The 15,412-nt window shown below is 45.9% G+C and carries 14 protein-coding genes; 2 read left to right on the top strand and 12 right to left on the bottom strand.

All coding sequences use genetic code 11. The features are described 5' to 3' along the window. Positions 1–20 precede the first annotated feature (20 nt). The 4 genes from BN6465_RS12180 to BN6465_RS12195 form a co-directional block, all read right to left on the bottom strand. Positions 21–782 (bottom strand): DUF975 family protein, encoded by a 762-nt coding sequence (locus BN6465_RS12180; RefSeq protein WP_066735620.1) that lies wholly within the window; start codon positions 780–782, stop codon positions 21–23. A 70-nt stretch (positions 783–852) separates the two neighbouring features. Further along, positions 853–1,659 carry a protein-ADP-ribose hydrolase gene (locus BN6465_RS12185; RefSeq protein ID WP_066735623.1) on the bottom strand — a complete coding sequence of 269 codons (807 nt, stop codon included), beginning with the start codon at positions 1,657–1,659 and terminating at the stop codon, positions 853–855. Positions 1,660–1,663: 4 nt separating this feature from the next. After that, the gene (locus BN6465_RS12190) at positions 1,664–3,511 is read right to left on the bottom strand and encodes an ABC-F family ATP-binding cassette domain-containing protein (protein WP_066735626.1); all 1,848 of its coding nucleotides are present in this window, start codon (positions 3,509–3,511) and stop codon (positions 1,664–1,666) included. A gap of 21 nt (positions 3,512–3,532) precedes the next feature. Next, a complete protein-coding gene (locus tag BN6465_RS12195; protein ID WP_066735628.1) occupies positions 3,533–4,153 on the bottom strand; it encodes a flavodoxin family protein in 621 nt (206 codons plus the stop codon). A gap of 469 nt (positions 4,154–4,622) precedes the next feature. Here BN6465_RS12195 and BN6465_RS12200 point away from each other — a divergent pair, with 469 nt between their 5' ends. Together BN6465_RS12200 and BN6465_RS12205 are read left to right on the top strand one after the other, a co-directional pair. Further along, positions 4,623–4,934 (top strand): ArsR/SmtB family transcription factor, encoded by a 312-nt coding sequence (locus BN6465_RS12200; protein ID WP_066735629.1) that lies wholly within the window; start codon positions 4,623–4,625, stop codon positions 4,932–4,934. A gap of 80 nt (positions 4,935–5,014) precedes the next feature. After that, complete coding sequence (locus BN6465_RS12205) at positions 5,015–5,950, top strand: alpha/beta hydrolase (protein WP_066735631.1); 936 nt, start codon at positions 5,015–5,017, stop codon at positions 5,948–5,950. Between the two features lie 115 nt (positions 5,951–6,065). Here the strand turns inward: BN6465_RS12205 and BN6465_RS12210 are convergent, their stop codons facing one another. From BN6465_RS12210 to BN6465_RS12245, 8 genes are all read right to left on the bottom strand, one after another. After that, positions 6,066–7,448 carry an NCS2 family permease gene (locus BN6465_RS12210; RefSeq protein ID WP_066735633.1) on the bottom strand — a complete coding sequence of 461 codons (1,383 nt, stop codon included), beginning with the start codon at positions 7,446–7,448 and terminating at the stop codon, positions 6,066–6,068. Positions 7,449–7,568: 120 nt separating this feature from the next. Further along, on the bottom strand, positions 7,569–9,191 hold the full coding sequence (gene ptsP / locus BN6465_RS12215; protein WP_066735640.1) for a phosphoenolpyruvate--protein phosphotransferase: 1,623 nt from the start codon (positions 9,189–9,191) through the stop codon (positions 7,569–7,571). Between the two features lie 53 nt (positions 9,192–9,244). Continuing rightward, positions 9,245–9,508 carry an HPr family phosphocarrier protein gene (locus tag BN6465_RS12220; RefSeq protein ID WP_066735642.1) on the bottom strand — a complete coding sequence of 88 codons (264 nt, stop codon included), beginning with the start codon at positions 9,506–9,508 and terminating at the stop codon, positions 9,245–9,247. Between the two features lie 21 nt (positions 9,509–9,529). Continuing rightward, entirely contained in the window at positions 9,530–11,437 is a 1,908-nt protein-coding gene (locus BN6465_RS12225) for a PTS fructose transporter subunit IIABC (protein ID WP_066735645.1), read from the bottom strand. A 35-nt stretch (positions 11,438–11,472) separates the two neighbouring features. Then, positions 11,473–12,378: a 1-phosphofructokinase gene (gene pfkB / locus BN6465_RS12230; RefSeq protein WP_066735648.1), complete on the bottom strand. Its 906-nt coding sequence runs from the start codon at positions 12,376–12,378 to the stop codon at positions 11,473–11,475. A 143-nt stretch (positions 12,379–12,521) separates the two neighbouring features. Then, on the bottom strand, positions 12,522–13,451 hold the full coding sequence (cysK, locus tag BN6465_RS12235; RefSeq protein WP_066735651.1) for a cysteine synthase A: 930 nt from the start codon (positions 13,449–13,451) through the stop codon (positions 12,522–12,524). 22 nt (positions 13,452–13,473) lie between these two features. Next, positions 13,474–14,757 carry an O-acetylhomoserine aminocarboxypropyltransferase/cysteine synthase family protein gene (locus BN6465_RS12240; protein WP_066735654.1) on the bottom strand — a complete coding sequence of 428 codons (1,284 nt, stop codon included), beginning with the start codon at positions 14,755–14,757 and terminating at the stop codon, positions 13,474–13,476. 99 nt (positions 14,758–14,856) lie between these two features. Then, the gene (locus tag BN6465_RS12245; RefSeq protein ID WP_066735656.1) at positions 14,857–15,297 is read right to left on the bottom strand and encodes an RrF2 family transcriptional regulator; all 441 of its coding nucleotides are present in this window, start codon (positions 15,295–15,297) and stop codon (positions 14,857–14,859) included. Between the last annotated feature and the right edge of the window lie 115 nt (positions 15,298–15,412).

Genomic DNA, 15,412 nt, shown 5'->3' on the forward strand with positions numbered 1-15,412 from the left:
CTCTTATCCTTCCCTAAAGATTATCTAATATATCCCTCTTGATACGCCTTATACCTGTTAGCGGCATAAAGTTCGGCAAAAGTTGCCTCCTTGTACGGATTCACATAAAAAATGGCCAGAAGCCCACAGGTAAACGCAGATAAAATATACCAGCCCAGATAAGAGAGATCCAAAACAAATGTCTCCCATTTTTGTCCGTTCATCATCTGTCTGCTGATCAAAAATGCTTCTTCTCTGTTCATGCCCGGATTCTCGGAGAGAATATAGGGCACCATCAAATACTCATAATACTTTATAATCCCCGGCACAAACAGTAACAATGACCAGAGAAAGATAAACAAGTCTCTGAGAAACATGGTCAGTACCAGATTCCCATAATGGCCGGAGCGGAATCCTTCCAGCATGGCTCCCATTCCGGGACGCCCATTCTGATTAAGGATAAAGAACTTCTTTCCGCCAACTTCCAGCACATTGCCCACAAACACACCGAATAAAAGCACGCAGACTGCCACTGCTATCGCAATCAGGCTTAAAAGCCCCGCCACCGCCGCAGAGATGAAGCCGTCGTTCCCGAACCATCTCCAGTTCCCTATACTCCATACATGAGTGCTATAATGACCACTGCCTGATGAAGTGTAGTCCACATATTGTCTCACATTGTTGCCACTTGAAGTCAATTCCCCCGAGACAAGCGTCATGATCAACGCCACTCCCACCGCACATCCATAATTGCGTTGAAAAGCCTGCTTACCTCGAAATTTTAATTCTTGTCGATTCCACATAATTGAAGTCCTCCTGAAATTTAGTATATAGTTGAAAAAACAGCATCTTTATGTTTATATCCTATCCATACTACCGGAATAACCGGTCATAAATCTTATAATCTTCTTCTTTGAATACATTGATAATCACTTTTTTTACATGGACTGCCGTATCCAGAAATTCATCTATAGTGCCAATCGCAATCTCTGCCGCCATTTCATTTGGAAAATGAAATTCTCCGGTAGAGATACAGCAAAACGCAACTGACTCCAGATGATATTTTTCAGCAAGCTTCAGACATGATTCATAACAGGACTTTAGCTCCTGCTTCTGTTCCTCCGTGACCTCGCCTTGAACGATAGGGCCTACTGTGTGAAGCACATAATCACAGGGAAGATTATAGGCTCTGGTGATTTTCGCCTGACCAATCGGTTCCTCGTCATCCTGCTGCTCGATAATACGGGCACATTCTTCTCTGAGCTGGATTCCCGCCGCCGAATGAATCGCATTGTCAATACATCCGTGGTTGGGCACAAAACAGCCGAGGAGCCTAGCGTTCGCAGCATTCACAATCGCGTCGCACGCAAGGCGCGTGATATCTCCCTGCCACAATACCATCTTATTGGCATTCCTGACCTTGGAACCCCTGCGCCGCTCTGAGGCCGCCGGCAGATTCTCTGCATAGATAATGCCTTTATCCTCCGCCTCCTCCTGAAGAAATTCATCCTGAATCTTTAAGAATTTCCTTGATGCCTTTTTCGGCATTCTAATATTCATGAGCGCTCTGAGCAGACGTCTCTTTTCCTGATAATCTTCGGGAATTTCCACTTCTTTTAGCTCATCTTCCTCATCAATCAATTCTTTGACCAGATAATTAAGACGTTCTTCTTGATTCATAATCTCACCCCTGATTTTCTTTCTCCGCTTGTATCTTGTCGTTCAAATCATTCAAATACACCCAGCGGTCCATCTTTTCCTCCAGCTCTTCTACACGGGCTTCTTTCTCCTGCATAAGCTGGTTCAGTTTCCCGTAATTGCTTGCGTTGGCGGCTATCCCCGCTTCCAGCGCGGAAATCTTTTCCTCCAGCTCAGCAATTTCATCATCTATCACTTCAAATTCCCGCTGTTCTTTATACGAAAATTTAAGTTTCTTCTCATGCTGTTTCCACGACGGCTTCTCCTCCTGCACCAATTCTCCGCCTTCTGCCATACGGCCGCTTGAACTGCCCACGGCTTTCGCAGCCTCCATCTCCTGCGGGCATTCTAACTCTTTCTTTATAAGATAATCTGAATAACCACCTTCATACTGCCGTATCCTTCCGTTTCCTTCAAAAGAAAATATCCGGCTGGCCATACGGTCCAGAAAATACCTGTCATGGGACACTATAATAATGATGCCGTCAAACCGGTCCAAATAGTCCTCTAAAATAGTCAGTGTCTGGATATCCAAATCGTTGGTAGGCTCGTCGAGAATAAGTACATTGGGCGCGCCCATCAAAATCCTCAGCAGATAAAGTCTTCTTTTTTCCCCGCCGGAAAGCTTCTCAAGCAAAGACCACTGCATAGCGCCGTCAAACAAAAAGCGTTCCAGCATCTGGGAAGCTGTAATCTTTCCCTCAGAGGTAGCAATATATTCTCCCACTTCCTTCACATAATCGATTACCCGCAGAGATTCATCCATATATTCATTCTCTTGCGAGAAATAGCCCATACGGATGGTCTGCCCTATCTCCACCGTTCCGGCATCCGGCGGCACGATTCCCTTGATAATCTTCAGCAGCGTACTTTTGCCACATCCATTAGGCCCGATAATTCCAATTCTGTCATTCCTGAGAAATATATAAGAATAATCCTCTATCAGCTTCTTTTCGCCATAAGCTTTCGTAATTCCAGTGAGCTCGATGGTTTTATTGCCCATCCTCGAAGCCACAGAATCCATAACAACTCTCTTTTCTTCCTCTATATCCCGAATCTCCTGCATCGCCTTTATCCGGTCAATATGAGCCTTCTGCTTTGTACTTCTGGCTCTCGCGCCGCGGTGAAGCCACTCAAGCTCTGTCCTGAGCAGCGTCTTGCGCTTCCGCTCTGTTGCAAGCTCCATGTTCTGTCTCTCTGCCTTCAGCCGCACAAATTCCGAATAATTCCCGGAATAACTGTAGAGTTTTCCTTTATCTACCTCGACGATACGGCCCGCCACGCGGTCCAAAAAATACCGGTCATGGGTCACCATCAGTATGGCCCCTCTAAAATTTATCAGATACTCCTCAAGCCATTCTGACATGGCATTGTCCAAATGGTTGGTGGGTTCATCCAAAATTAAAATATCCGCTTTTGTCAAAAGAGTATTGACCAACGCAATCCGTTTGCGCTGCCCGCCTGACATGTGCTCTGTCTTTTCCTCGTAATTGGTGAATCCGAGCTTATGCAGCATAGACTTTGCGTCGGCTTCGATGCTCCACTGATTCAGCTCATCTACGTTGCCCTCCACCGCTGCCTGAAGTACCGTGACTCCGGCAGAAAAAACCGGCGCCTGCGGCAGATAACATATCTTTATCTGATTCCCCATGCTGATTTTCCCGGAATCATATCCTTCTATCCCCGCCGCAATCTTCAAAAGTGTGGATTTCCCCATACCGTTGATACCGATCACTCCGATTTTTTCATTCTCATTTATGCTGAAATCCACCTGCTCCAACAAAATTCTGTCTGTGTAAGATTTGGTGATTCCCTCCATTGTCAGTAAATTCATGTCTTATTCCCTGCTGCCTTCCTAACGAATAAAATTGGTCGCTACCGGTGTTTCCTGCACTGGCAGCCCAAGCCCTGCTTTCTTTCCACACTCAATAGACTTAAGAAGCCAAGCCATATTGCGCCCTAGGGTACGCATGGTCTGAAGTCCCTCCAAATCCTGAAGAACTTCTTCCGGCTTGTTGCCATGCACCATATTCCAGTACTGAGACGATACAATCGGCATGCAGCTTATGGAAAAATATTTATTAAGCTGATCCATACTGGCAGTCGCACCGCCTCTTCTGAGGCTCACGACTGCCGCTGCCGGTTTATTTTTGAAAATATCCTTTTTCCCATAGAACGCACGGTCCATAAAAGAAATGATAGCCCCCGATGCCGATGCATAATGTACCGGAGAACCAAAGATAAATCCGTCGGCGGACTCCGCTTTTTCCACAAATTTATTGACACTGTCATTCCGGAAACACCGCTTGTTCTCCCGGCAGACACCACATCCTATACAGCCTGCCAGCGGCTCCGTGCCAATATGGAAAATCTCTGTCTCTATCCCCTCTTCCACCAATACCTTCTCGATCTCCGTCAATGCCGTATATGTACATCCCGCCTTATTCGGACTTCCGTTCACTAATATTACCTTCATCTTGCGACTCCCTTCCCACAGGTTACCCTGATGTTTCATATTTCTTCTATTATACTAGTATACCTGCCTTACAGTCAAATTTATATTTCTTTAACCCGGCTTAAGAATTTCTTTGGAAATTTTATAATCCTTTTATTATAAGGTCATATTCTTGACACAATTGTTCTGTATAGTAGATAACATAAAAGGAATTGAAGTCCCAACGGACTATACTATAGATTGTTACCCTCCAAAGAACTGTTTTATCTCTCAAATCTAACAGTTCTTATCTCTCAAACGGAAACGCCAGTTTCCAAAAGCAAACAAAAAGGCAGATGTCTCGCCTCGGGACATCTGCCTTTTAATTTAGGATTGGCCAATAAAGGGTTCCCTTATAACAAACAAAGAAATTTTATCTTTCTCTTGAAAACAATATAGCAAAATGTTAATATATGTTTAAACTTATAAACGTATAATAGAAGGAGTCACTATGAGTCAACGAACAATGCTCTATATGAAAAAGTGTGTTCCTATTTTTTCAATGCTTCAGGATGAAAGACGGCAGGAAATTACACAGTTGTTATTTGAGAACAAAGAATTAAGTGTTTCCTCATTAACAGAAAAGCTATCACTCTCCCGCCCTGCTGTATCACATCATCTTAAACTTTTATTAGATGCTGATTTAGTAACCGTCCGCCAAGAAGGAAAAGAAAGATACTACCGCTTGAATTTGAAACCCGCACTAAATCTTTTAAAAGAGCTGACAGTATCCATTGAAAAAGATATAGAACAGACAATGTGAATACATCTCCATTGATGGAGATGTATTTTAAAGCCATAAACGTTTATATGTTTAAACTTATAAAATCATGGAGGTATAATATGTATTATTCAGAACAAAAAAATTGGGAGAAAATAATGAGTTATCTTCCGGAGAAGTATCACCTTAATGGAAAAGATCTGCCCGGGGAAGAATACTGGCAATGGCATAGTAACATTGTTCATTTAGATACATTTAGGAACCCTGAAGCATCTGCGAAAATTATATTGTTTCACGGAGTAGGTACCAATGGACGACAGATGAGTACAATTATAGGTAAACCTCTGGCACTTGATGGGTATGAAATTGTTGCATTAGATATGCCTTTATATGGTATGACAGAAATCAGGCAGAGCACTACCGTAACTTATGATGAGTGGGTACAATTAGGAAACGATTATATTGATTATGAGTTATCAAGAGACAGCCGTCCAATTTTTCTTTATGGATTGTCCGCCGGTGGGATGGAAACATACCATATTGCATGTAAGAATAAAAGAGTCCATGGAATTATTGGTATGACATTTCTTGACCAAAGGAATCAGCAAGTCCGCAACGAGACAACCAACAACGCTTTCTGGGGACATTTGGGAACATCATTAGCTTGTCTATCTGTAAAATTGGGATTCGGAAGAATGAGAATGAAAATGTCAATATGCTCTAAAATGTCCGCATTATGTAACGATGAGCAGTGTTTAAAAGAAATGTTATCGGACAAAACATCGGCGGGAAACAGCGTTCCAATGAAATTTATTTATTCCTATATGACGTATAAACCAGAAATTGAACCAGAAGACTTTAACGTGTGCCCTATTCTTTTAACACAGCCTGAAAAAGATAATTGGACTCCCCTTCATCTGAGTCAATTATTTTTAGAAAAGATAAAAAACGTGCCTGTAACAATAAAAGTATTGAATAATGGAAGCCATTATCCCGTTGAAGCACAGGCTCTTGAACAGTTACACGAATATGTTTTAGACTTTGTTGTAAATAACTGAACAGTGAATCTACATCCACACAAAATCAAACCGTCAATATATCCCTGATACCCAGAGATTTATTGACGGTTTAAAGAATAATAGACAAATACTCAACAACTATGCGGTTCTCGTCCTATAAGAAAATGTATTTCAATATAAATAGGATTGCAAGTACATACATCAGTATACTTACTTTCTTTTCTTTCACTTTCCCAGTCAAAAGGTTAATTGCCACATAAGCAATAACTCCCATGGAAATACCTTCGGAAATACTGTAAAAGAACGGCATCGCCGCAATACAGATATAGCATGGGATTGCCTCACTATAGTCGTAGAAGTCAATGTTCACTACATTCGTGAGCATATAGAATCCTACTACAATCAGCGCAGGCGCTGTGGCAAAGGACGGAATTGCCAAAAAAATCGGGGAAAGGAACAAGGACAGTCCAAAAAGTATTGCTGTCGTAATCGCAGTCAGCCCTGTACGGCCGCCTTCTGACACACCAGAGGCACTTTCCACAAATGTAGTGGTCGTAGAAGTTCCAAGCACTGCCCCCGCTGTCGTCGCAACAGCGTCTGCCATCAAAGCGCCTTTAATTCTCGGAAGCTTACCGTCTTTATCAAGCATCCCCGCCTTGGAAGAAACACCTATCAATGTTCCCAGCGTATCAAATAAGTCTACAAATAAAAAAGCAAAGATTACTACAATAAACTGCAGTGAAAATACATTGGAAAAATCAAGTTTGGCGAAAACCGGCGCAAGGCTCGGTATTGAGATACCTGCGCTGAAATCAGGGAGAAGCCCATAAAATCCAAGCTCCGGATTCGGGACATAAAGCCCTGTAAACTGGCAGATAATCCCTAAAAACCATGTAATCAATATGCCCCACAGAATATTTCCTTTCACATCCTTAACGACCAAAACTGCAGTGATGATGACCCCCACTATCGCCAAAAGTACTGTAATGCCCACATCATTAAAGCTTGCGGCTACACCGTACGCTTCATTATAGCCATCTACTGAAAACAACTGAATAAGTGTAGAACCGCTGATTACGATCTTTGCATTTTGCAGTCCGATAAACGCGATGAACAGACCAATTCCCACACCTACAGAAGCCTTTAAGTTCTTCGGAATGGCGTTGAAGATTGCTTCCCGCACGTTGGTCACAGAAAGTATAATAAAGATAATACCTTCCACAAATACAGCCGTCAATGCTACCTGCCAGCTATACCCCATACCGATAACTACCGTGTAAGCAAAATATGCATTCAGCCCCATACCCGGCGCCAGCGCAAACGGATAATTGGCGAACAATGCCATACATACGGTACCGAGTAAAGATGCCACGGCTGTCGCAGTGAACACTGCTCCCTGATCCATGCCCGCGGCCGCCAGAATGCTGGGGTTAACTACTAAAATGTACGCCATAGTCATAAAGGTCGTAATTCCAGCCAATACCTCCGTCTTTACATTCGTGTTGTTTTCTTTCAATTTGAATAGTTTTTCTAACATGTGTTTTCCTCCTCCGCAACATGCTGTATCCTATCCGGTTCTCTCACCTCCGGATATCCGGCTGCCCATTTGATTTCTAGACAACAAATAGAGTTTACCAAAAAACAGAAGGAAAGTAAACTATCTTATTTCCCTGATTTTTTTGCGGAGCGGAAGCACCATGGCAGGGGATACCGACAGCTCATCCAAACCCATCTCCAGAAATGTCTCCGTCAGTGTAAGATCTGCCCCCAATTCGCCGCAGAGACCTATCCATTTCCCTTCTGCATGGGCATTGTCGGCGGCCATCTTGATCATGGCGAGTACTGCCGGATGATGCGGGTCATAAAATGAATCCAGCTTCTCATTCTGCCTATCTATGGCAAGTGTGTACTGCGTCAGGTCATTCGTACCTATACTGAAGAAATCCACTTCTTTCGCCAGCTCCCGGCTGATCATGACCGCCGCCGGCGTCTCAATCATAATTCCCGTCTCCACATCATCACGGTAGGCAATCCCCGTTTCTTTTAGCTCTGCCTTCACTTCCTTTATAATCGCTTTAATTTTCCGAACTTCTTCCACGGAAATAATCATAGGAAACATAATCGCGATCTGCCCATAAGCCGAGGCCCGGTACAATGCGCGGAGCTGTGTCTTAAAAATATCGGGCTCTGTCAGGCAGATACGGATAGCCCTGTATCCCAGCGCAGGGTTCTCCTCTTTATCCAAATGAAAATATGGGGCCTGCTTGTCGGCGCCGATATCCAATGTACGGATAATCACCTTTCTCCCCGCCATATTTTCTGCCACCTGCCTGTATACTTGAAACTGCTGCTCCTCACTGGGGAATGTCTCATTCTCCAAATACAAAAATTCACTGCGGAATAACCCGATGCCCCCTGCGTCATTTTTGAGCACGGCTCCAACATCGGCCAGATTGCCTATATTGGCATAGACATTGATTTTCCTGCCCGATAAAGTTACATTTTCTTTTCCCTTCAATTCGTTCAGAAGTGCTTTTCGCCTAAGATCTTCTTCTCTTTTCTCCGTCATCATCCTCAAAATCTCTTCATTTGGCTCAATAAAGACTGTCCCGGAAAAACCATCTACGATGCAGTACTTCCCGTCATATTCCTTTGACAAATCTTCTCCCAGACCAATGACCGCCGGAATATTCATCGTCCTCGCCAGTATGGCGGTATGAGAATTGGCAGAGCCGTACATCGTGGCAAATCCGAGCACCTTTTCTTTATCCAGCTGCACTGTTTCACTAGGAACCAAATCATCTGCCGCGACAATGACCGGCTCATCTGTCTTGATTCCCCCTTCAGCCCGCCCGGTCAGTATCTTGACAAGCCTGTTCGAAATATCTTTGACGTCCGCCGCTCTTCCCTGCATATAAGCGTCATCCATGGAAGCGAACATCTGCGCAAAGTTGTCGCCGGTAGTCCCGACAGCATATTCTGCGTTCACCTCCTGCGCCGTGATAATATTCTTTACAGATTCTATATAATCGAAATCTTGAAGCATCATCTGATGAACTTCAAAAATCATGGCATTGGCTTCTCCCACATCCCCCATAGCCTTGTCATAAAGCTCTTGAAGCTGATGGAGCGCCTGCCCTTTCGCCTCTTCGAATCTTCTGATTTCTGCATGGACATCTTCAATGTGATGTCTTTTTATTTTCGGTTCCGCTCTCTTATAGAAGGCAAGCCTTCCAATCGCCACTCCGCCAAATACACTTTTTCCCTTTAATGTGATCATCCTATTCTTCCTTTCAGCGCCCACTGCAGCGTGATTCCTGCCACGTTGTATCTCTACAGATTCTCAGTCAGAATTTTCTCTGCCGCCTGAATTGCTTCTTCTTCGTCCCCTCCATCCGCAGTGATCAGCACTTCATTATCTTTCTTGACCCCAAGGCTCATGACAGCCATAATACTCTTCGCATTGACCACACGGTCGTCTCCGATTTTTTGAATCGTGATGTTAGATTTTTTTCTGCCCAGTTCTTTCACCAGCATTCCTGCCGGTCTTGCGTGGATTCCCTGTTCGTCTTTGATTACATACTTAAATTCTTTCATAATTCTATTCTCCTGCTCTTTTTATTTCTTTTCCTCCGGAAGCGGTTTTTTTAGCAGCACGATCCCGGCCATCGCTACAACTGCCCCTACAACCAATGCTACCAGATACTGCATCGGATGGTCAATAATACCGATTACAAAAATACCGCCATGGGGCGCCCTCGAGCCACAGCCGAATGCCATGGACAATGCGCCTGCAATGCCTGACCCTACAATACAGGGCGGGATAATGCGGAGTGGGTCTGCTGCCGCGAAAGGAATGGCCCCCTCAGTAATAAAAGACAGCCCCATAATATAGTTGGTCACTGTAGTCTGTTTCTCACTTTTTGTGAACCTTCTCTTAAAAAATGTGGTTCCGAGGGCTATTGCTATCGGAGGGACCATGCCGCCAATCATAACAGCCGCCATAATGTCAAACTGGCCGCTGGCTATTGACGCAGTGCCGAACACATAAGATGCTTTGTTGAACGGTCCGCCAAAATCCACGGCCATCATGCCTCCAAGCACGGCTCCTAACAGCACTTTACTGGACTCTCCCATCCCTGCCAGCACACCGTTGAGCCAGTCATTGAATGCTCCAACAGGGGGATTTACAAGAAATATCATAAATGCGCCTATGAGTACAATTCCAAAAAATGGATACAACAGTACCGGCTTTGTTCCTTCCAGCGCCCTTGGTAGCTTCGCAAACAACTTTTTAAGGCCCAGCATCAAATATCCCGCGGCAAATCCTGCAATCAACGCGCCAAAGAACCCTGAAGATATCCAAGCTTCCTCCGCCAGAAACAATGAAGTACCGGATTTGGCAAGCAGTCCTCCCACGATTCCCGGCATCAGCGCCGGCCTGTCACCGACAGCCATGGCAATATATCCCGCTAGAATAGGGAACATCATACCGAATGACACATTTCCCACCGTATGAAAGAAATCCGCCAGCGGTGTACCGTGCCCAAACACATCTGTTCCGGCATTTGCCCCATCGAATAGAAAAGACAGCGCAATCAAGATACCGCCGCCGATGACAAACGGAAGCATATGAGAAACACCATTCATCAGACTTTTGTATATCCGTCTTCCTATGCTCTCATCCATGCCAGACACATCAGCTTCCTCTCCATCCTTCTTGTGATAGACAGGTACCTCGCCGCTCATGGCCCGTTGAATCAACTGCTGTGCCTTATTGATTCCGTCGGATACCTTTGCCGAAAGCACCGGCTTTCCGTCGAACCGTGCCATCGCCACATCTTTATCCGCGGCGATGATAATGCAGTCACAGGCGGCAATCTCTTCCGCTGTCAGCACATTTTTTGCACCTCCGGAACCGTTGGTCTCGACCTTGATAGTAACCCCCAGCTCTTTCGCCTTGCTTTCCAGACCTTCCGCAGCCATATAGGTATGGGCGATGCCGGTGGGGCATGCGGTGACCGCCAGTATCTGAATACGTCCTTTTGTCCCCTTGTCCTCCTGAAACTTTTCCTTCTCCGCCGTATCTACATATGCCAAGAATTCTTCAACACTTTCTGCATTTCTCAGCCTGTTTCGGAATTCTTCATCCATGAGAAGCATGGAAAGGCGGCTCAGTACTTCCAGATGCACGTTATCTTCCGTATTGGGGGCTGCAATTAAAAATAGAAGGTGCACCGGCTCTCCGTCCAGAGAGTCATAATCCACGCCTTCCGGCACAACCATGGCCGCAAGTCCGGGCGCACTGACTGCCGCTGTTTTCCCGTGGGGAATCGCTATCCCCTCGCCAATCCCGGTAGTCCCTTCCTCTTCTCTGGCATACACAGCCTCTCTATATTCTTCTACATCGTTCAAATTGCCACCCTTCTCCATAAGGCTTACCATCTGATCAATGATATCCTTTTTTGAGACGGACGCTCCATTTAGCTCGATACTCTCCTTCTTCAATAAGTCCGTGATCTTCATACTTGTTTGTTCCTTCCCTCCTGCCAAACCGGCGTCTAAGCCGGCTCTTTTAGTAATGCCTCTATCTCTTCCCTTCCTGCCAGCCAAGAGCAGAATGCCGATGCACTGCCAGCCGCAATGCCAAGCTGAAACGCCTTTTTATAATCTCCTGTGTTCAGCCAGCCCGTCAAAAAACCGGCCACCATGGAATCGCCGGCGCCTACAGAATTCACGACTTTGCCCTTCGGAGGCCTGCTTTTATAGATTTCTCCATTTTCTGCCGCCAGAATGGCTCCGTCACCGGCCATGGAAACGAGTACATTCTCAGCTCCCATACTTTGCAGCTTCTTGGCATGTGTTATGATTTCATCTTCATCTTCCAAGTTCCTGCCAAACATCTCTCCCAGCTCATGATTATTCGGTTTGATAAGAAATGGCCGGTATTTCAACACATTCAGCAGTAAGTCCTTGGTCGCATCCACTACGAAACGAATCCCTCTTCCTTGAAGCCGGCACATAATCTGTTCATATACATCCGACGGAAGGGTACCGGGAATGCTGCCAGCCAGCACGAGAATGTCTCCCTCTTTTAGTAAGTCCAGTTTTACATAAAGGTTTTTTAAATCATCTTCCCCGATAAAGGGGCCTTGTCCATTGATTTCAGTCTCCTCTCCGGCATTAATCTTAACATTTATTCTTGTAAATCCATCTTTAAGCAGTATCAAGTCCGTATCACACCCGAATTTTTCCAGCATATGCTCCAGATTGTCTCCCGTAAACCCAGCCTTAAATCCCAGAACCCGGCTTTTCACTTTAAGATTGGAAAGAACGACGGACACATTCACGCCCTTCCCTCCCGGATACACATGTTCCACCGTTGTACGGTTGATCTCCCCCGGTGTCAGACGCTCCATCTGAACGACGTAATCCAGAGAAGGATTAAAGGTTACCGTGTAAATCATTGCTTGAATACCTCCAAAATATTTTCCTCTTCATCTTGTATTATACAGCAAAAAGACCTGCCAAAGATGGTTTTAGACTAATATCCCACCATTTGACAGGTCTTATTCATTTTCTTCCTGCAAACATAGAATAAAGTGTGCAGTTAATCATAAAGCGGAGTGGAGAGATAACGCTCTCCTGTATCGGGGAGCAGCGCCACAATCATCTTATCCCGGTTTTCGTCCCTGCGGGCTAATTGTATCGCTGCATGCAGTGCGGCGCCGGAAGATATTCCTGCAAGGATTCCTTCTTTTTGTGCCAGCAGTTTTACTGCTTCATACGCTTCTGCATCGGACACTTTGAATATTTCGTCATAAATATCCGTATCCAGAATGTCAGGTACGAAGCCTGCACCTATTCCCTGCAGACCGTGAGGTCCCGGCCTGCCGCCGGATAATACGGGAGAACCTTCCGGCTCTACTGCCACAATCTGTATCTGGGGATTCTTTTCCTTCAGATACTGTCCATTCCCGGTTATCGTACCGCCGGTACCGACCCCGGCAACAAAAATGTCAAGTCTTCCTTCGGTGTCTTCCCAAATCTCCGGCCCTGTTGTCTCCCTGTGCGCCTCCGGGTTGGATGGATTCACAAACTGGCCGAGGACTATACCACCGTCTATCTCCTGTGCAAGTTGTGCGGCTTTTTCGATAGCTCCCTGCATCCCCTTGCTCCCGTCTGTCAAAACAATTTCTGCTCCGTAGCCCATGAGCAGTTTCCGCCGCTCGATGCTCATGGTCTCAGGCATGGTCAGGATTGCCCGGTATCCTTTGGATGCCGCCACGGCGGCAAGGCCAATCCCAGTATTGCCGCTAGTGGGTTCAATAATAGTAGCGCCGGCTTTCACCACACCCTGTGCTTCTGCATCTTCAATCATCTTCCTTGCCACCCGGTCCTTCACGCTTCCCGCCGGGTTAAACATCTCAAGCTTCACCAGCAGTCTAGCCTTCAGCCCCGCTTCCTTCTCAATTCCAGCCACCTCTAGAAGAGGCGTCCGGCCAATCAATTCTGACACGTTTTTATATATTTTGCCCATTATTTTTCTTCCTTTCTTCAAATCATTCAAGTGCCTGATTAAGATCGTACAATATGTCGTCTATGTGTTCTGTTCCGATGGAAAGGCGGACGGTGTTCGGCTTAATGCCGGATGCGGCAAGCTCCTCCTCCGTCATCTGGGAGTGGGTCGTGCTGGCCGGGTGAATGACAAGTGATTTTACATCAGCCACATTAGCCAGAAGAGAGAATATCTGCAGTTTATCTATAAATGCTTTTGCTTCCTCGGCCCCGCCTTTCATCTCAAACGTAAAGATAGACGCTCCTCCCTCCGGAAAATAACGCTGATACAATTCTTGGTAAGGACTGTCCGGCAGTGAGGGATGATTGACCTTATCCACTTTTTCATGGTTCTTTAAATATTCTACTACTTTTAACGCATTTTGTACATGCCGCTCTACTCTGAGGGAAAGTGTCTCAAGTCCCTGCAAAAGCAAAAATGCGTGAAGTGGAGCCAGCGTAGCCCCCGTATCCCTCAGAATGACTGCCCGGATTCTTGTCACAAAGGCAGCAGCCCCCACAGCGTCATAAAACCGGATGCCGTGATAGCTGGGATCCGGCTCTGTAATCTGGGGATATTTGCCGGAAGCTTTCCAGTCAAAGGTTCCTCCGTCCACAATCACCCCTCCCAGTGTGGTCCCGTGGCCCCCGATAAATTTGGTGGCCGAATGTACCACGATATCGGCTCCATGCTCCAGCGGCCTGAACAGATACGGTGTGGCGAACGTACTGTCTACCACCACTGCAATTCCATGGCTGTGGGCAGTCTCTGCTATCTTCTCCAAATCTACTAAATTACCGTTCGGATTCCCGATGCTCTCCACAAATACAGCCTTGGTATTCTCTTGAATCGCCGCTTCCACGCTGCCCTCTTCATCGGGGTTCACGAAGGTAGTGGTGATTCCCTGTGTTTCCAGCGTATGGGCCAAAAGATTATAAGTCCCTCCATATATGTATTGAGAGGCCACAATGTGGTCACCTGCTTTGGCAAGATTCTGGAAAGTGTAAGTAATCGCAGCCGCTCCCGAGGCCACCCCAAGCGCCGCAACGCCTCCTTCCAGTGCTGCCATCCGCTCTTCAAATGCGGATTGTGTCGGATTGGTAAGACGCCCATATATGTTGCCGCCCTCAGAAAGTCCGAACCGCCCTGCCGCTTCCCCGCAGTCCGCGAATACATAGGATGTTGTCTGATAAATGGGTACTGCTCTGGCCCCGGTCGCAGGATCCGGAACTTCCTGTCCTGCATGTAACTGTAATGTCTCAAATCTAAGCTGTCTTCTTTCCTCCATATTATGGCCCTTCTTTCTTCTTTATTACAACACTTATTGTTTTAGTAGGTTTTTAGGGCGTGAAATCTTCTGCACTATATGCAGCAGACTACTTTCCGCCTATAAATAATACATATTATCACTCGCCTGCTTCAGCCCTTGATATTCAGTGACTAATGCCGCCAATGATTTGGACGTAAGGATTTCATTTACCTTCTCGTCGATTCTATCCCACACAAGCCGCTGAATCGCCCGCTGCACAAGATCCGGCTCCTGTCCGGGTTCTTGCGGAGCAATCGAAAATTCTCCTTCCAGCGCCCGCAGCACTTCTTCTACCGTTATCTGAGCCGCGTCTCTCCCAAGCATATAACCTCCGCTTGGACCCTTGACACTCCTGACTATCCCGGCCTTCCGCAGTGTTCCAAAAACCTGCTCCAGATAATTCAGGGAAATCTTCTGCCTGCCCGCTATCTCAGCCAAGGCCAGAGGACTATCCTGGGCATTTGCGGCCAAATCCACTAGTGCACGCAGACCATATCTTCCTTTTGTAGATATCTTCATTATCATACGCTCCGATACTGCTTATTTTTTAATTCCTACTAAACAGATATGTATTGTGTAATATACTTATACACCTACAATATCCGTCTGTCAATATTTATTTTTCATTCTTCTT

Origin of the sequence: Bariatricus massiliensis (genome assembly GCF_900086725.1) — a bacterium.
Lineage (GTDB): Bacteria > Bacillota > Clostridia > Lachnospirales > Lachnospiraceae > Allocoprococcus > Allocoprococcus massiliensis.